This is a genomic window from Streptomyces sp. TAA486, from assembly GCF_000426165.1.
Genome location: NZ_AUEV01000021.1, coordinates 39,920 through 56,877 on the forward strand (window position 1 = coordinate 39,920; position 16,958 = coordinate 56,877).

16 protein-coding genes are annotated in these 16,958 nt (G+C 70.8%); 9 read left to right on the forward strand and 7 right to left on the reverse strand.

Annotated features, from left to right (window positions below; all coding sequences use genetic code 11):
• Positions 1 to 17: 17 nt before the first annotated feature.
• Entirely contained in the window at positions 18 to 908 is an 891-nt protein-coding gene (locus I004_RS36095; protein ID WP_037977877.1) for a menaquinone biosynthesis protein, read from the reverse strand.
• Between the two features lie 301 nt (positions 909 to 1,209).
• Here I004_RS36095 and I004_RS0125965 point away from each other — a divergent pair, with 301 nt between their 5' ends.
• Positions 1,210 to 1,413 carry a cold-shock protein gene (locus I004_RS0125965; protein ID WP_028432886.1) on the forward strand — a complete coding sequence of 68 codons (204 nt, stop codon included), beginning with the start codon at positions 1,210 to 1,212 and terminating at the stop codon, positions 1,411 to 1,413.
• 88 nt (positions 1,414 to 1,501) lie between these two features.
• On the opposite strand, the gene I004_RS0125970 is transcribed toward I004_RS0125965, so the two are convergent.
• The 5 genes from I004_RS0125970 to I004_RS0125990 all read right to left on the reverse strand — a co-directional run bounded on the left by I004_RS0125970 (position 1,502) and on the right by I004_RS0125990 (position 7,122).
• The gene (locus tag I004_RS0125970; RefSeq protein ID WP_051345445.1) at positions 1,502 to 1,990 is read right to left on the reverse strand and encodes a ribose-5-phosphate isomerase; all 489 of its coding nucleotides are present in this window, start codon (positions 1,988 to 1,990) and stop codon (positions 1,502 to 1,504) included.
• Between the two features lie 80 nt (positions 1,991 to 2,070).
• Positions 2,071 to 3,921, reverse strand: coding sequence for a dihydroxyacetone kinase family protein (locus I004_RS36100; RefSeq protein WP_051345446.1), 1,851 nt, complete (start codon positions 3,919 to 3,921; stop codon positions 2,071 to 2,073).
• The gene (locus I004_RS0125980; protein ID WP_028437895.1) at positions 3,918 to 5,381 is read right to left on the reverse strand and encodes an FGGY-family carbohydrate kinase; all 1,464 of its coding nucleotides are present in this window, start codon (positions 5,379 to 5,381) and stop codon (positions 3,918 to 3,920) included. The genes I004_RS36100 and I004_RS0125980 overlap by 4 nt, the downstream gene beginning before the upstream one ends.
• Positions 5,378 to 6,454, reverse strand: a complete 1,077-nt coding sequence (locus I004_RS0125985; protein WP_028437896.1) for a 2-hydroxyacid dehydrogenase — start codon at positions 6,452 to 6,454, stop codon at positions 5,378 to 5,380. Before I004_RS0125985 ends, I004_RS0125980 begins: the two co-directional genes overlap by 4 nt.
• Positions 6,451 to 7,122 carry an HAD-IA family hydrolase gene (locus I004_RS0125990; protein ID WP_028437897.1) on the reverse strand — a complete coding sequence of 224 codons (672 nt, stop codon included), beginning with the start codon at positions 7,120 to 7,122 and terminating at the stop codon, positions 6,451 to 6,453. Before I004_RS0125990 ends, I004_RS0125985 begins: the two co-directional genes overlap by 4 nt.
• Before the next feature lie 159 nt (positions 7,123 to 7,281).
• On the opposite strand from I004_RS0125990, the gene I004_RS0125995 reads away from it, so the two are divergent.
• From I004_RS0125995 to I004_RS0126005, 3 genes are all read left to right on the forward strand, one after another.
• Positions 7,282 to 8,067 (forward strand): DeoR/GlpR family DNA-binding transcription regulator, encoded by a 786-nt coding sequence (locus tag I004_RS0125995; RefSeq protein ID WP_028437898.1) that lies wholly within the window; start codon positions 7,282 to 7,284, stop codon positions 8,065 to 8,067.
• Positions 8,068 to 8,174: 107 nt separating this feature from the next.
• On the forward strand, positions 8,175 to 9,563 hold the full coding sequence (locus tag I004_RS36105) for an MFS transporter (RefSeq protein WP_051345461.1): 1,389 nt from the start codon (positions 8,175 to 8,177) through the stop codon (positions 9,561 to 9,563).
• A gap of 417 nt (positions 9,564 to 9,980) precedes the next feature.
• Complete coding sequence (locus I004_RS0126005; RefSeq protein ID WP_028437899.1) at positions 9,981 to 10,694, forward strand: hypothetical protein; 714 nt, start codon at positions 9,981 to 9,983, stop codon at positions 10,692 to 10,694.
• A gap of 212 nt (positions 10,695 to 10,906) precedes the next feature.
• Here I004_RS0126005 and I004_RS0126010 read toward each other — a convergent pair whose 3' ends face one another.
• Entirely contained in the window at positions 10,907 to 11,392 is a 486-nt protein-coding gene (locus I004_RS0126010; protein WP_028437900.1) for a hypothetical protein, read from the reverse strand.
• A 288-nt stretch (positions 11,393 to 11,680) separates the two neighbouring features.
• Between I004_RS0126010 and I004_RS0126015 the strand changes: the two genes are divergently transcribed.
• From I004_RS0126015 to I004_RS0126035, 5 genes are all read left to right on the forward strand, one after another.
• Entirely contained in the window at positions 11,681 to 12,619 is a 939-nt protein-coding gene (locus tag I004_RS0126015) for a TetR/AcrR family transcriptional regulator (protein ID WP_028437901.1), read from the forward strand.
• Positions 12,620 to 12,753: 134 nt separating this feature from the next.
• The gene (locus tag I004_RS0126020) at positions 12,754 to 13,647 is read left to right on the forward strand and encodes a beta-keto acid cleavage family enzyme (RefSeq protein ID WP_028437902.1); all 894 of its coding nucleotides are present in this window, start codon (positions 12,754 to 12,756) and stop codon (positions 13,645 to 13,647) included.
• Positions 13,648 to 13,792: 145 nt separating this feature from the next.
• Positions 13,793 to 14,821 (forward strand): 3-hydroxyacyl-CoA dehydrogenase NAD-binding domain-containing protein, encoded by a 1,029-nt coding sequence (locus tag I004_RS36110; protein ID WP_051345447.1) that lies wholly within the window; start codon positions 13,793 to 13,795, stop codon positions 14,819 to 14,821.
• Positions 14,822 to 14,964: 143 nt separating this feature from the next.
• The gene (locus I004_RS0126030) at positions 14,965 to 15,417 is read left to right on the forward strand and encodes a thioesterase family protein (RefSeq protein ID WP_028437903.1); all 453 of its coding nucleotides are present in this window, start codon (positions 14,965 to 14,967) and stop codon (positions 15,415 to 15,417) included.
• 289 nt (positions 15,418 to 15,706) lie between these two features.
• Complete coding sequence (locus I004_RS0126035; RefSeq protein WP_028437904.1) at positions 15,707 to 16,642, forward strand: TauD/TfdA family dioxygenase; 936 nt, start codon at positions 15,707 to 15,709, stop codon at positions 16,640 to 16,642.
• Positions 16,643 to 16,958: the final 316 nt, after the last annotated feature.

Sequence of the window (16,958 nt, forward strand, 5' to 3'; positions counted from 1 at the left end):
GGCCAGCGCCCCTGGCGTCAGTCCCCGACCGGCTCGCGGTCCCCGACGGGCTCGTGCAGCAACCCGACCCGGACGTCGGCGGGGTAGTCACCGGTGGCGGCGGTGCGGCGCACGAACTCCTCGACGCCCTGCAACTGCCGCCCGGCGAGGCGGAAGTCGAGGGTGGTGAAGTACCGCTCCAGCACCGGCGGTTCGAAGACCTCCCAGCGCGCCGCGTGCTCGGCGACCTTGGCGACCTCCTCCAGTGCCAGGTCGCGGGAGGAGAGGAAGGCGCGGTGGACCTCGTCCACGGTCTCCGGGTGCTGCGCCAGGTAGTCCCGGCGCACGGCCCACACCGCCATGACGAACGGCAGCCCCGTCCATTCCTTCCACAGCTGGCCCAGGTCGTGGACCTCGAGGCCGGGCTCGGGCAGGTTGCGCAGATACGCGCGGAGCCCGAGGTCACCGATGACGACGGCGGCATCGGCCTCGTCCATCATCCGCTCCAGGTCCGGCTCGCACGTGAAGTAGTCGGGCCGCACACCGAACCGCTCCGAGAGCAGCAGCCGGGCCAGCCGTACGGACGTGCGGGAAGTGGAGCCCAGCGCGACCTTCGCCCCGTCCAGGCTGTCCAGCGGCACACGCGAGACGATCTCGCAGGACATCACCGGACCGTCACAGCCCACCGCGATATCCGGAAGGGCGACGAGCTGATCGGCATTCCTGAGGAATTCGACGAGCGTGATGGGTCCGATATCGAGATCCCCGTTCACCAACTGGTCGCTCAGCTTTTCAGGGGTGTCCCTTGTGAGCTCCAGATCGAGCAGGGAGCCGGTGTGAACAAGACCCCAGTACAGCGGGAGGCAGTTGAGGAACTGGATGTGCCCCACACGCGGACGGGATCTGGGAACCCTTGGAAACTCAGTCACACCCCGGAGCGTACGCCGCGACCCCCGGCGGCCCGTCACAGCCCCGGCCCGGGGGCTCCGGCCCGGGGGCCCCGGCCCGATTCCCGGCGGGCGGTCGCCGGGGAAACCGAGCAGCGCACGGCCGAGATCGTTCACCCTTCCGCCCCACGCGGCACCGTGCTAGGCTCGCCGACAAGTTGCAGTTTGGTTTCCTTGCAGTACAGAGCCTGCGGAGCATGTGACCGCGGGCTCTCGTCGTTTTCAGAGACTTCTTAGCGGGGTTCTGGGAGCAGGGCGACCCTTATAGGCCCAAGGAGGGCTTATGGCTACCGGAACCGTCAAGTGGTTCAACGCTGAAAAGGGCTTTGGCTTCATCGCCCAGGACGGCGGCGGTCCCGATGTCTTCGTCCACTACTCCGCGATCAACGCGACTGGCTTCCGCTCCCTGGAGGAGAACCAGCTCGTGAGCTTCGACGTGACCCAGGGTCCGAAGGGGCCGCAGGCGGAGAACGTCACCCCTCAGTGACCTGAGTCGTACCACCCAAGGAGCCCCCGCCGGAATCGTCCGGCGGGGGCTCCTGCCGTGCGGTGGCGGCGCACGGGGCGAGCGCGGGTCAGGAGCGTTCGTAGCCGCCGATCGCGGCGACCTTCTCCGCGGACGCCGACCGCTCGTCGAAGTGCTGGCCGAGCCATTCGTCGACGAGCGTGCGGGCCAGCTCCAGGCCGATGACGCGCTGCCCGAAGCAGAGCACCTGGGCGTTGTTGCTGAGCACCGAGCGTCGTACGGAGTAGCTGTCGTGGGCCGTGACGGCACGGATGCCCGGGACCTTGTTGGCGCTGATGGCCACGCCCAGGCCGGTGCCGCAGATGAGCAGCGCGCGGTCGGCACCGCCGTCCGCGACCCGGCGGGCGGCTTCCACCGCGACGTGGGGGTACGCGGTGTGCTCGTCGCTGCCGACTCCCACGTCCGAGACCTCGGCCACCCGCGGGTCGCCGCTGAGGTCGCGCTTGATGACCTCCTTGTAGTCGAGACCGGCGTCGTCGCAGCCGACGACGACGCGCAGCTGACCGTGTTCCGGCTGCCGGGTTGCCGTGGTGTCCATGTGGTGTGCTCCTTCATGACTGCGCCGGCCTGCTGACTGCGCTGACCTGCTCATTGCGCCGGGCCGGTCCCGTGCCGAACTCATCGTGTGCGGGCGCTGGAGGGGCGGCCGGGCGGACCGCTGCCGGCGCCCGGCCCGGCGTCGAGCACCGCTCCGAGCACCGCCGCAAGCGAGACGGCTCCGGGGTCCGGCGTGCCGATGCTGCGCTCGGCGAGCGGGCGGGCCCGTCCCAGCAGCGGGCGCAGCCGGGACGTGTCCTGGGCCGCGGTGCGGGCTTTTGCGACCGCCGCCGCGAACGCCTCGCCGGGTGACGTGCCGTTGCCGACGCGTCCGGTGAACTCGGTGACGAACGGCTCGAGCGCGTCGACGAGCGTCTTGTCGCCGGGCGCCGCCTTGCCGAGCGTGGTGACGGCGTCGAGCGCGGACCGCACCGCCTTCACCAACTCCTCAGGACTCGCTGCCCGTTCGGCGGGCAGCGCGGTGCCGAGGGCACGCAGGCCCGCACCCCACAGGGCTCCCGAGGTGCCGCCCGCATCGGCTGCCCAGGCGTCTCCGGCTGCGGCCAGCAGTGCCGCGGGGGCGGCGTGCCGGGCGTGGGCGCTCTCGGCTGCGGCGAGTGCCGCGTCGACCCCGTTGCACATGCCGCGCCCGTGGTCTCCGTCCCCCGCGATCGCGTCGAGGCGGCCGAGTTCGGTCTCCTGCTCGTGCAGCACGGTGTGCGCGGCGCGTAGCGCTCGGACGGCGCCCTCCGAGGTGCCGACGGCAGCTCCGCTCGCGGTGGGAACGGGCCTGGCGGAAGCGGCGCGAGCCGCGGCGGGGCGGGGACGGTGGTCCGGCTCGTTCCGCCGGCCGCCGGGTCCGCCGCCGCGTCCGGCGTCCGCCTCCGCTGGCCCCGTTGCGGCACGGTGCGCGCCGTCCGCCCCCTGCACCCGGATTCCGCGGCGGAAGGCCGGTGTGTCCGCGGACGCCAGCCACAGCCGCTCCAGTTCGTCGTCGAGCCAGGTGAGGCTGAGGGAGCAGCCGGCCATGTCGAGGCTGGTGACCAGCTCCCCCACCTCGGGGCGCACGGGCCGCAGACCCGCCTCGTTCAGGAGCCGGGACACCGCGCCCCACAGCACGTACAGCTCCTCGTACTTGGTGGCGCCCAGGCCGTTGAGCAGGACGGCCACGCGGTCGCTCCCGTTCTCCGCCGCCGGCCGTTCCGCCAGCAGTCCGTCCACGAGCGTGCGGGCCAGATCCTCCGCCGTGTTCAACTCGCTCTCGCTCACGCCGGGTTCACCGTGGATGCCCAGTCCGAGGCCCAGCTTTCCCTCGGGCACCGTGAAGAGCGGGGCGTCCGCTCCCGGCAGCGTGCAGCCGTCGAAGGCCACGCCGAGGGTGCGGGTGCGGGCGTCGGTGCGTTCCGCGACGCGGACGACCTCGTCCAGATCGGCACCTTCCTCGGCGGCCGCGGACGCGGTCTTGAAGACGACGAAGCCGCCGGCGATGCCTCGCCGCAGCGAGCGGTCCGCGGGCGGGGCGCTTGCTATGTCGTCGGTGACGGCGTAGCAGCGGGACGGAATGCCCTCGTCGCTCAACTGCTGTGCGGCGAGGCCGAAGTTGAGCACGTCGCCGGCGTAGTTGCCGAAGAGGAAGACCACCCCTTCTCCGCTGTCCGCCTCGGCGGCGACCGAGTGCGCCTGTGCCGCGGAGGGCGAGGTGAAGACGTTCCCGATGACGGAGCCGTCGGCGAAGCCGGGACCGACGACGCCGCAGAACGCCGGGTAGTGGCCGGAGCCGCCACCCGTCAGGACGGCGACCTTGCCCGACGCCGGACGCGTTGCACGTACCACTCCGCCAGGAACGGCACGTACGTGCTCGGGGTGTGCCGCGGCGAATCCGGTCACCATGTCGTCGGCGAAGCGTGCCGGGTCGTTGAAGAGCCTGGTCATGTCGCACTCCAGCCTTCGCGGGCGGCGGCGAGGCCACGCAGATAGGAGGCGTAGCCGTCCGCGTAGAAGTCGGTGGCCTCGAGGTCCGCGGTGACGGTCCGGCGCCGGGCGCGCCACTGTTCGGCGTCGATGGGTTCACCGAGCGCCTCCCAGCAGATCTGGGCCGCGCCGCGGATGCCCACGGCCTCGTCGCACACGTGCAGGTCGGTGCCGAGCACGGCGGCGAAGATGCGGGCCCACTCGGCGGAACGGGCGCCGCCGCCGCAGGCGGTGACCGCCGCGGAGACGCCCAGGGTTTCCATGCAGTGCCGGGCGGAGTAGGCAACCGACTCGCACAGTGCCCGCACCAGGTCGGCCCGCTGCGTCGCGGGGGTCAGCCCGTCGAGGCGGCCGCGGGCGCGGGCGTCGACAAAGGGGGCCCGCTCGCCGCTGGCCGAGAGGAAGGGCAGCGCGGTCACGCCGGAGGCGCCCCGCGGGGACTGTGCCAGCAGGGTGTCCAGGTCGTCGACGTGCACTCCGAGCATGTCGGTCAGCCAGTCGAGACCGGCGGTGCCGATCATCGCGGGCATGACACGCAGATACCTGTCCGGGCGCGGGGTGGCGACGATCATGCCGGCCGGGTCGTCGCGGACCGGGGGCGCCGAGTCGTCGGTGAGGACCTGACTGGCGAGCGTGGTGCCGATGATGAGGCTGCCCTCGCCGGGTGAGGAGAGTCCGGAGCCGAAGGCGCAGGCGGCGATGTCGAACGGGCCCCCGGACACGGGCAGTCCGGCCGGCAGCCCAAGTTCCGCGGCAACGTCGGGAAGCAGCCGGAAGAGGGTGCCGGGCGGCGCCGGCTCGGCGAGCAGGTGCCGCCGGTCGCCGAGCCCGCACATCTCCAGGGCCGTCTCGTCGTACGTACGGGAGGCGACGTCGAGGAAGGGCTGGGAGGCGTCGGACGCGTCGACCGTGATCTCCCCGGTGAAGCGCTGCACGATCGCGTCGACGCAGTATCCGGCGACGGCGGCGCGCGAGAGGCGCTCCGGCTCGTGGAGAGCGATATGCGCGAGCAGCGGGCCGGGCGAACCGGGGAACATCCCGGCACCGGTGCGGGTATGCACGCCGTGCGCGACGCCTTCGGCGGTCCACTTCTCCAGCACCCCGGCGGCGCGGCCGTCCATCCAGGACAGGGCCCGGCCGACGGGGCGGCCGTCGGCGTCGCGCAGCCAGAGCCCGTCGCCCTGGCCGGTCAGGGCGAGGGCTTCGACGGGTTCGCCGGGGAAGCGGTCGGCAGCCTCGGCGACGGCCTCGCGCACGACCGTGACGACGGTGCCCACGACCTCGTCCAGGTCCTGTTCGACGCGCTGTCCGGGCAGCGTGTGAAGGGTGCTGCGTGCCTCGTGGGGGCGCGTGGCGCGTCCGTCCCGGCTGATCAACTGGGCCTTGGTGAGCGAGGTTCCGACGTCCACCCCGACGATCATGACGGCCCACCCCCGGGACCTGCTCCTGGGTTGGCGACGAAGCGCAGCGGCTCGCCCCGCAGGAAACGGGCCGCTTCTCCCGCGCTGATGGCGGCGGCACGGTGTGCGGTCTGCCGCGTGGCACCCGCGAGATGAGGGGTGGTGATGACGCGACCGCCCCAGCCGGACTTCTCGTGCAACGGCCAGTCCGCGGGCGGGGGTTCGATGTCGTAGACGTCGAGCGCGAGTGCGCCGAGGTGGCCCGAGGCGAGCATCGAGGGCAGCGGCTCGTGGTCGAGGAGCCCTCCGCGTGCGGAGTTGACCAGCACGGCGCCCTGCGGGAGGAGCCGGAGGTTCCCGCCGTCGAGGAGGTGCCGCGTCTCGGGAGTGAGACGGGCGTGGAGGCTGACGAGGGAGCTGCGGGTGAGCAGCTCTTCGAGGGTGACGAGTTCGACGCCGTCCGCCTCCGCCTTGGCCTTGTCGGTGTAGGGGTCGGCGACGAGGACGTGGGCGCCGAAGGCACGCAGGACGCGGGCGACGATCGAGCCTATGGCGCCGTAGCCGACGAGCCCGGCGACCGAACCGTCCAGTTCCAGCCCTGCGTTGTCGTACGCGTAGTAGTCGCCGCGCCAGACGCCCTGCTTCATTTCCGCGTCTGCTGCGGGTATGCGGCGCAGTGCCGCCAGCATCAGTCCGACCGCGAATTCGGCGGCGGCCGCCGCGTTCCGGCCCGGCGCGTAGGAGACGGTGACGCCTGCCTCGGTGGCGGCGGTCAGGTCCACGTTGACCGGACCGCCCCGGCAGACGCTGATCAACCGCAGCGCGGGGGCGCCGCGGATGACCTTCGCCGTGAAGGGCGCCATCTGGGTCAGCGCGATCTCGGCATCGCCGAGGGCTTCGAGGACGGCGTCCTCGGTTCCGCTGGCCTCGTCGACTCCCCCGTCCGGTCCGCCGACAGGGCCGAAGGGTTCCACCGGCCAGGACGAGCGGAGGGTGCGGAAGTCGAGAGGGGCACCTGGCGCGGCGTCCCGCAGCGCGTCGGTGAAGAGCTCGGGGGCGACGAACTCGTCGCCCGCTGCCAGGACTGCGGTCATGGCCGGTCACCTTCCCTGAGCCGGCCGGTCAGGAAGCTGCTGACGGCGGCGTGGTCGGGGGCGGCGAAGGACGCCCGGGCCAGTGCGTCCTCTGCCGGTGCGTACTGCGGGTTGGGGATCGCGACGACGGTCATCCCGGCAGCGGCGGCGGCCCGCAGCCCGTTGCTGGAGTCCTCCACGGCCAGGCAGTCCACGGGCGGAACGCCCAATCTGCGTGCGGCGGCCAGATAGACGTCCGGGCTGGGCTTGCCGCGCGGTACCTCGGCACTGGAGACCGTGGCCTTGAAGTGGTGGTCGATCCCGTGCCGTACGAGCACGGCATCGATGACGCGGCGCGGAGCGGAGGACGCCAGGGCGACCGGGGCAAGCGCGGCGGACTCGGCCACCATCTCCCGTGCGCCGGGCAGCAGTTCGATCCGGCCCTGCTCAAGAGCGGTGATCATGCCGTCCACCACCATTCGTTCGGTCTCCTGCGCAGTGTCCCCCGCGCCTGCGAAGTCCGTGAGAAAGGCCGCCCACTCCGGGGCGCTCATGCCCTGGCAGCTCCTGGTCTGCTCGGCTCCCCACCGTGCGCCGCGCTCGGCGGCGAACGAGGTCCACAGCTCCTCCCAGAGGTGCTCACTCTCGACGAGCACTCCGTCCATGTCGAACACCACTGCTGCAGCCACGGCAGACACTCCTCACGTCGCGGTGACAGCAAATTAACATCGCTCCTGTTACTTGTCACCAGTACAGTGTTAGAGAGTTCGGCAGAGCCGTGATTCCGGGGTGGGTCCCGGTGCGGGGCCGGGCAGACGAGGGGTCCACCACGAGGCAGGATGGTCCGCATGACCGCCCAGGGAGCACGCGCCACACGCCGACAGCGACAGCAGAGGATCATCGATCACGTGCTGACCCACGGCGACGCCACCGTCGCCTCGCTCACCGAACTGACCGGCGTCAGCCTCATGACGGTGCACCGCGACATCGCGGACCTCGCCGACCAGGGCATCCTCCGCAAGTACCACGGAGGTGTCTCCGCGCAGCCCTCCACGGTCTTCGAATCCAGCTCCGACTTCCGGCTGCACTCGCACACCGAGGCCAAGGAGGCGCTGGCACGCGAGACGCTCTCCCTCATCTCCCCCGGGATGTCGCTGATGCTCGACGACTCGACCACGGCGCTGGCGCTGGCCAGGATGCTGCCGCAGGTGGGACCGCTGACGGTGGTGACCAACTACCGGCTCATCCTCGAGGAGTTGCGCGGCGCCGAGGACATTCGCCTGATCTGCATCGGCGGCGAGTACTCCCGTACGCACGACTCCTGGATCGGCCTGCCGGCCCTGGAGATGATCGGCGGTTTCTCCGTCGACGTCACCGTGCTCTCCACGTCCGCGATGACCGCGGCCATGACCTATCACCAGGAGCAGGAGATCGTCGCCGTCAAGCGCGCGATGCGGGAGACGGCAGGCGTGAGCGTGCTGCTGATGGACGGCAGCAAGGTAGGGCGCAGCGCGCTGCACCGGCTGGCCGGCGTGGAGTCGTTCGACCATGTCCTGCTGACCGGCCCCGCCGACGATGACCTGCTCGTCGCGATGGGCAAGCTGACCGACGTCCGCGTCGTCGACGTGCCGTAGGTAATCTCACAGCACTTCCAGTTAGTTCTAACACAACTATTGATATTTCTCTCACGCGGCCTGAGTATCTGCGGCACCAAGGTGTGAAGCTCAGGTTGGAGGCCGTGATGCCGGGACGTGCTGCGGAACCCCCCGCGACCGCGGGGACGGAAAAGGGGCGGGAAGGTCTGCTGGACCGGATCGGCATCCCCAAGTCACTGCTGCTGGGCTACGCCGGTGTGCTGCTCTTCATGATCGGCGACGGCGTCGAGGCCGGCTACATCGCGCCGTACATGGCGGATCACGGCGCCGGCACGGACGTCAGGGCCGGCTATGTGATGACCGTCTACGGCGTGACGGTGATGCTGGCCTCCTGGTTCTCCGGGGCGCTCGCCGAGGTCTGGGGCCCACGCCGGGTGATGTGGCTCGGGCTGTGGATCTGGATCGTCTTCGACGCCCTCTACCTGCTGGTCGCCCTCGGCGCCGAGAACTACCCGATGATGCTGGTGACTTACGGCATCCGAGGCTTCGGCTATCCGCTCTTCGCGTTCGGCTTCCTCGTGTGGATCACCGATACGGCTCCGAAGGCCCGCCTGGGCACGGCCGTCGGCTGGTTCTACTTCGCCTTCACCGGCGGCCTTCCCACCCTCGGCTCCCTGTGGGCGAGCCTGACGATTCCGCCCCTCGGAGAGCTGGGCACCCTCTGGTCCGCGCTCGGGCTCATCGCCGCGGGCGGCCTGCTGTCGCTGTGCGGGGCGCGTGCACGAGCGGGCGGTGACAGGCTGGCTCCGTCCGAACTCACCACCGGGCAGAGCCTGTTCAACAGCGTCTCCATCGTGAAGTCCCACCCGCGCGTCGTGGTGGGCTGCGTCGTACGGATCATCAACACGGCACCCGAGTTCGGCATGCTCGTGTATCTGCCGCGGATCTTCTCCGACGACGTCGGCTTCGGCACCGACAAGTGGCTCCAGCTGCTCGCGATCATCTACGGCACGAACATCTTCTTCAATCTCATCTTCGGGGCGCTGTCCGACAGGATCGGCTGGCGCACCACCATCGCGGGATTCGGCGCGCTGGGCTGTGCGATCAGCGTGAGCGTCCTCTACTTCGTACCGACGTGGCTGGGCCCCGACTACTACTGGGTGGCCGTGCTGGCCGGCATGCTCTACGGCGCCACGCTCGCAGGGTTCGTACCCATCTCGGCGCTCATCCCGTCGATGGCCCCGGAGAACAAGGGCGGCGCGATGGCTCTGCTCAACCTGGGCGCGGGCGGCGCGGCGTTCGTGGGGCCGGCGCTGGCGAGCCTCTTCTTCCCGCTGGCCGGTGCGGGCGGCGTCACCATCGTCTTCACGGCGCTGTATCTCGTGGCCCTGGCGCTGACGTTCGTCCTCAAGCTGCCCGAGGAGAAGGGCGGTTCGGTCCCCGACGGCACCCCGGACGGCGGCGGCCCCGCCGAGCGGGCCGCCGAGCCCGCGGCGGCGAAGGCCTCCGCCGCCGCGCCGACGAGCGGACCGTAGAGCGGCCGCAGCGCGCCGGGCCCGTACGGAGACGTGCGGACCCGGCGCGTATGCGCGTACATGGGCCCGCGCAGGAGCGGTGATTGAAACTGTGAACAGCCCGGCAAATAGGGAAGATTCCCTGCTCAGGGTCTGTACGTGTGTGCTAAAAGTGAATCCGCTGTGGGGTCAATTTGTGGCCGCGGCAGTACCGTCTGTCATGCACCGGGTTAAGGGGACCATCGGGAAACGCTCGGAGCACGGGAGCTGCTCATGTTGACCACATGCCCGCACTGCGGCACCAGATCGCCTGCGACGGCAGACGCCTGCGCCGGATGCGACCGCGCCTTGTATCCACTGACGGCGCCACCGCCGCCGCCACCTTTCAAGTTCCGTACCAGGACCAACTATGTCCGGCTGGGGATCACTCTGGGCGTCATGGCCCTCCTGGTCGGCGCGGGAACGTCCTCCGGCATCCTGATGAACCGTGAAGACGCCCGGGACAACCGTGCGTCCGACAATCAGGTCTCGCAGTACAAGATGGTCGACACGGGGGCGTCCCCCGAGCCCTCGGCGACCACCGAGGCGGCATCGCCGAAGCTCAAGAAGAAGAAAAAGGCCAAGTCTCCCAGTCCCTCCACGAGCAAACCGGCCACGAGCGCACCCGCGAAGCCCAAGCCTCCCCAGAACCCGTCCCCCGGCAACGGACTGCCGGCCGGATTCCGCACCGTCGTCGACGACAGGGGCTTCTCCCTTGCCGTGATGAAGGGCTGGGACCGCAGGGAGCTGAGCCCCACCCAGGTCGGCTACATGCCGCCGACCGGCGACGAATACCTCCAGATCAGCGAGGTGGAGGGCGCACCGAAGGCCTCCTTCATCAACTACCTGGAGACGGAGCAGGCCATGCAGGAGTCGTCCAACGGCTACCAGCGCATCAGCCTGTCGCACGTCGAATACCAGGGGCACCCGGGCGCGCGCTGGGAATTCCTCTACACGCCGGAGTCGGGCGAGCAGATGCACGTCGTGCAGCAGGCGTACATCGACAACGAGGGCACCGAGTACACGATCTACGTCGAGGCCAGGCACCGCCTGTGGGACTCCGGTACGGAGCAGGTCTTCAGCACGGCTCTCGACACGTGGAAGCAGCCCTAGAAGACAGGTGAGGGCACGACGGCCGGCTGAAGGGAGCGGGTTTCAAGTCCCTCACGGTCAGGGGCGGCCGACCGTTTCCCCCTGGTCCACCGCCCCTGACGTCTGAGCACCGCCCGGGCGCCGCGCGGGGCGTCGCACACCCCTCGTGTGCGGGCCCCGCACGGCGCCCGTTGGTGTGCGGGCCCCGTACGGCGCCGGACAGTGCCCGCGTGTTACTTCCGTACGCCGCAGTTCGAGCCGCTGTTGAAGTACTCCTCGTCCCCGATGACACCGCTCCACTCGATGCAGTGCCCGGCGCCCTCCTCCACGTAGACGGGGCCCGCGTAGGTGGTGAACTCGCCCTCATCGACGACCGGTTCGGTCTCCTGGTCGTCGAGAAGCACGCGGACCGAGGCCGCCATGTGGACGGGGTCGTCCTTCGCGTTGCGCACGGTGACGACGCAGTTCTTGCCGTTCCTCGAGTTGTACGTCAGGAAGACGGTGCCCAGGTCGGCGATCCCGGCGGAGTTCACCACCGAGTACCCGGCGCCGCACGCCCCGTTGTAGGCGGCCTTCGGTGCGGGACTCGCGGCAGCGGCGGCACCCGGCGTCGCGCCGGTGGCGGTCGTCGCCGCGGAGGCGGAGCCCGCGGTGGCCATCAGGCCCGTGCCCGCGGCGAACAGGGTGACGGCTGCCAGCGCAGCACTCTTCGAACGCATAACTGTTCCCCCAGTCATGGTCATGTGTCGTGCCCGGTCGATGGTCGGTCGATCGGGACCGGCGGCGTCCGCCGGTCCACCAGAAGAGACCGGCGAACAGATGCGGGGGTTGTACACGGATCTCGGCCAAACCGACGGGCGGTCGGTGACACCGACCACTCGGGGTGGACGTGTTGCGGTGCTGACCGGCACGCCAGTCAGCACTACAACGGTCATTCACCTGCATTTTCTGTCGGATCTTCGCTATCGATGTTGCGTTTTCCTCAATGCGCTCGTACGGTGACGCCCATGCAGCAGGAGTCAGGGAGCCGGATCGCGGACGCCGTCGGCGACGTCTCCGCACGCGTACGGCAGGTGATCGGCGAAGTCGGTTGCAGCCAACGGGAGTTCGCGCGGCGCATCGTCATGGACCCCTCGAAGCTCTCCCGCTCCCTGGGCGGCAGCCGCCGCTTCACCGTCGCCGAACTGGCGCGCATCGCCGACGCGGGCGACGTGGACGCAGCGTGGCTGCTGGGTTCGGGCGCGGGAGCCGGTGCGGGTGGACGCTCCGGCTCCCGGAGGGACAACGGCGACGCGGCCGGGAGCGCCGTGTCCGCGGCGCCCGAGGGCGGCCGGCCACTCCAGATCGTCCGCGAGACGGTGCGCCTCATCGCCGAATCCGGCTTCCACGCCGTCCGCGTCTCCGACATCGCCGAGGCATGCGAGACGAGCACCGCCGCCATCCACTACCACTTCCCCGGCCGGGCCGAACTCCTCGAGGCCGCCATCCGCTGGTGCATGGACGAGGACACCGCACGCCGGGCCGCCCGCACCGCGGAAGCCGGCGACGCGGCGGACGAACTCCGCCAGCTCATCGACCTCCAGATCCCGTCCGGCCCGCAGCAGCGCCAGCAGTGGCTGGTCTGGCTCGACCTGTGGGCGGAGGCGGCCCGTTCCACCGCGGTAGGCCAACTCCACGTCGACTACTACCGGCAGTGGCGTGCGACCGTCGCCGACGTGATCCGGCGGGGCATCGCGCAAGGCGTCTTCCGCGAAGTGGACCCGGAGTTCGCCGCCCTGCACCTCACCGCGCTCATCGACGGCCTCGCCGCCCAGGCACTGGCCACGGCCCCGGCCCGGCTGGGAACACCTCCCGAAACGGAGCCCCAGGGCCATGGCGCCGAAACCATGCGGACCGCGCTCCTCGCCCATGTCGAGACGGAGCTCGCCGCGACGCCCGCCCCGTAGCCGACCGACGCACCGCACAGCCGCAGCCATCCGGACAGCCGACTGCCGGTCGCATCCCTACTCCGTCCGACCCTCAACCGTCCCGTATCCCTGTCCCGTCAGGCCCGTCAGGCCCGTCAGAGCGGAGGAAGACCATGCCCATGAACAGCTCCGTCATCATCACGTGCGCGCTCACCGGCGCCGGCGACACCGTCGGCCGCAGCCCGCACGTCCCGGTGACTCCCGAGCAGATCGCACGCTCCGCCGTCGAGGCCGCGGGCGCCGGCGCCGCAGTGGTGCACATCCACGTGCGCGACCCGGAGACCGGCGCGGGGGCACGCGACCCCCGCCTCTACCGGGAGGTCGTCGAGCGGATCAAGGAGACCGGAACCGACGTCGTCATCAACCTGACCGCGGGCATGGGCGGCGACCTCGTCATCGATCCGGAGAACCCGCTGACGCACCTGCCCGGCACCGACCTCGTCAGCGGCATCGAACGGCTGCCGCACGTCGAGGACCTGCTCCCCGACATCTGCACCCTCGACTGCGGCTCGCTCAACTTCGGTGAGGGCAGCAACCTCTACGTCTCCACACCCGACATGCTCCGTGCGGGCGCCAAGCGCATCCAGGAGCTGGGCGTACGGCCGGAACTGGAGATCTTCGACACCGGTCAGCTGTGGTTCGCCAAGCAACTCCGGGACGAGGGACTGCTGGACGACCCGACCGTCTTCCAGCTGTGCATGGGCATCCCGTGGGGTGCGCCCGCTGAGCCGGGCGTCCTGAAGTCCATGGTCGACATGCTGCCGGAGGGCGCACAGTGGGCCAGCTTCGCGCTGGGACGGATGCAGATGCCGTGGGTCGCGCAGTCGATCCTGCTCGGCGGCAACGTGCGGGTCGGTCTGGAGGACAACCTCTACCTCAGCAGGGGGGTCAAGGCGACCAACGGCCAACTCGTCGAGCGCGCTGTGCAGATCACCGAGCTGCTGGGCGCCCAGGTCGCCACGCCCGACCAGGCCCGTGAACGCCTCGGGCTGAAGCCCCGCGCCTGAGCGGCGGTCCGGCGGCCCCTGAGCGGGTCTGCCGCCTCCCCGGCGGGCAGTCCCGGCCTCCTGAGACCCGAACCCCCGCACCCCCGGACTCCCGCACCCCGCACTCCCGCACTCCCGCAGCAGCAACCGTGAGGACACCACCAGAATGACCGCACCCTCCCCCGGCCCCTTCGCCGCTGCCTGCCCGCCCGAGGCCGTGCGCCGTGTCGCCTGCGTCGGAGCCGGCGTGATCGGCGGCGGCTGGGCGGCTCACTTCCTCGCCCGTGGCTACGACGTCACCGCCTGGGACCCGGCACCCGACGCCGAACAGAAGCTCCGACGGCTCGTCGACGCCGCCTGGCCCGCCCTGGAGCAGCTCGGCCTCGCCGAGGGCGCTTCTCCCGCACGGCTCACCGTGGTACCCGAACTCCGTGACGCCGTCGCCGACGCCGAGTTCGTACAGGAGAGCGCGCCCGAGAAGCTGGAGCTCAAGCGCTCGCTGCTGGCCGAGCTGGACGCCGCCGCCCGGCCGGGCGTCGTCATCGCCTCGTCCACGTCCGGCTATCCCATGACCGACATGCAGGGCGAGGCCGCGGACCCGGGGCGGCTGCTGGTCGGCCATCCCTTCAATCCGCCGTATCTCATCCCGCTCGTCGAAGTCGTCGGCGGCGAGTCGACCGACCCGGGCGCCGTCGAGTGGGCGTCGCGCTTCTACGAGGTGGCGGGCAAGTCCGTCATCACCATGGACCGCGAACTGCCAGGCTTCATCGCCAACCGCCTCCAGGAGGCGCTGTGGCGCGAGGCGCTGCACATGGTCGCCAACGGCGAGGCGTCGGTAGGCGACATCGACGCCTCGATCACCGAAGGCCCGGGGCTGCGCTGGGCGTTCATGGGGCCCTGCCTCACGTTCGCGCTCGCCGGCGGTGAGGGCGGAATGGCCCACATGCTGGACCACTTCGGCCCGTCGCTGAAGTCGCCGTGGACGCGGCTGGAGGCGCCGGAGCTCGACGCCCCGCTGCGTGATGCCATGGTCGAGGGGTGCGAAGAGGCGGCCGCCGGTCGTTCCATCGCACAGCTCGTGGCCGAGCGCGATCAGGGTGTCATCGACGTGCTCCGGGCGACGGGCCGCCTGCCGCAGAGCAGTGGGGGGCACAAGGACCGAGGAGACGCGACAGCCGAAGGAGAGAGCACGTGAGCACCGATCAGGGCGAGACGAGCGAGGGGCAGGCCGCAGCGCGGAGCGAGCCGCCCGCCGAGCAGCGGAGCGACGGGACCACGCCGGGCTCCGGTTCCGGACCCGTTTCCGGCTCGGGTTCCGGTTCCGCACAGGACGGGCTCATCCCGGACCACACGGCGACCGTGCGCCCGGAGTGGATCGACTACAACGGCCACATGAACGAGGCGTTCTACGTGCTCGTCTTCGGGCACGCCACGGACGCCATGATGATCGAGACCGGCATGGGCCAGCAGTACCGCGGCGAGAGCGGATGTTCCCTGTACACGGCGGAGGCCCACGTCCGCTATCTGCGCGAGGTCTCGGAGGGCACCGAACTCACCGTGCGCACAAGGATCCTGGGAGTCGACGCGAAGAAGGTGCGGCTCGTCCTGGAGATGCGGGCCGCGAACAGGAAGGACCCGGTGGCAACGTCCGAGCTGCTGATGATCCATGTCGATCAGTCGGCGGGCCGCGCCGCACCCTTCCCCGACGCCGTTCGTGAACGCTTCGCGTCGCTGACGGAGAAGGCACCGCCGTGGGCCGGCAGCTCGATCGGGCCGGTGCCCACGCCATAGGGCCGGACGCCGCCCCGCCCCACTCCCCACAGGACCAGCGCGTCGCCACGCGGCGTCTCACATGACCGTCCGCATCGCGGTCATGCGTTGACGCGGCCGAGGCGCCACCCGCAAAATGCGGTCATGATCCAGCACACCTGTACCGCCGCCGGACGCCTCAGCGTGCCGTGGCGGCGCGGGTGTGAGCGGTCCGGTCGATAGCGCGTCGCATCGCGCACGCGGGCGTCGCACACGCAGCTGTGCGACGCCGACTCCCTCAGCCGACCGTCGACTTCGAAGGATCATCACCATGACCGTCACCCCCTCAGCCACCCCTGTCCTGCGCGACGCCCGCGTGCCCGCCGACGGCATGTACGAGGGCCGCCGCACCCTGAACCGCCTGCCCGAGGGCACTTGTGAACGCCCGTACGAGCTCTTCGACATCGCGCCGCAGGGCCGCCTGATCGGCGCCGAGATCAGCGGCGTCGACCTGTCGCGTCCGCTCACGCCCGAGCTGCGCGAGGAGCTGAACAGGGCGCTCCTGGAGTGGAAGGTGCTCTTCTTCCGCGGCCAGGGCATCACTTCGCAGCAGCAGCGCGACTTCGCCGCGAACTGGGGCGAGCTGGAGACCAACCCGCTGCTGGCACGCGGCTCCTCCGCCGAGGTCGTCCGCTTCGAGAAGGGCGGCAGCGGCGCGCCGACCTTCGAGAACGTCTGGCACACGGACGTCACCTTCCGCGAACGGCCGGCCCTCGGAGCCGTGCTCCAGCTCCACGAGGTGCCGGCCGTCGGCGGCGACACCATGTGGGCGGACATGGCCGCCGCGTACGACAACCTGCCCGACACGGTGAAGGCACGCATCGACGGTGCGACCGCCGTGCACGACTTCATCCCGGGATTCGCCCGGTTCTACGGCCCGGAGCGGCTGATCCCGATGCAGGAGGAGTTCCCGCCCGTCGAACACCCGGTGGTGCGCACGCACCCCGAGACGGGCCGCCGGATGCTCTTCGTGAACACCTCCTTCACCACGCACATCGTGGGCATGGACCGCGACGAGAGCGACCGGCTGCTGAGCTTCCTCGTCCGGCAGGCGCACGTGCCGGAGTACCAGGTGCGCTTCCGCTGGCAGGCCGGCGACATCGCGTTCTGGGACAACCGCGCGACGCAGCACTACGCGGTCGACGACTACGCCCCGCACCGGCGGGTCGCGGAGCGCGTCGCGATCGCCGGCGACCGGCCCTACTAGGAGCAGCCGGCCCCGGGAGGAACGGGCACGGCCCCGCCCCCGGGGTTCCGCGACGGAACACACGGGGGCGGGACGGCTTCCGAAGCGCGTGCGTGCCGCCGGCGTCGAAAGGGCCGCGGCCGACGGCCCGTTCACGCCATTCGCGCAGCGCACCCGCGGGACGCCTGATGCCCGCGGGACGAGGAAGCGCTGGTGTGCTCGGCGCCCGTGCGACGCAGGGGGCGCAACGTTGTGCTCTGCGTGCACAAGTGCGGCGCAACCCCTTCACGAGATACTGACGGGTCAGTACGTTCCATCCCAACGAGCCCAGCATTTC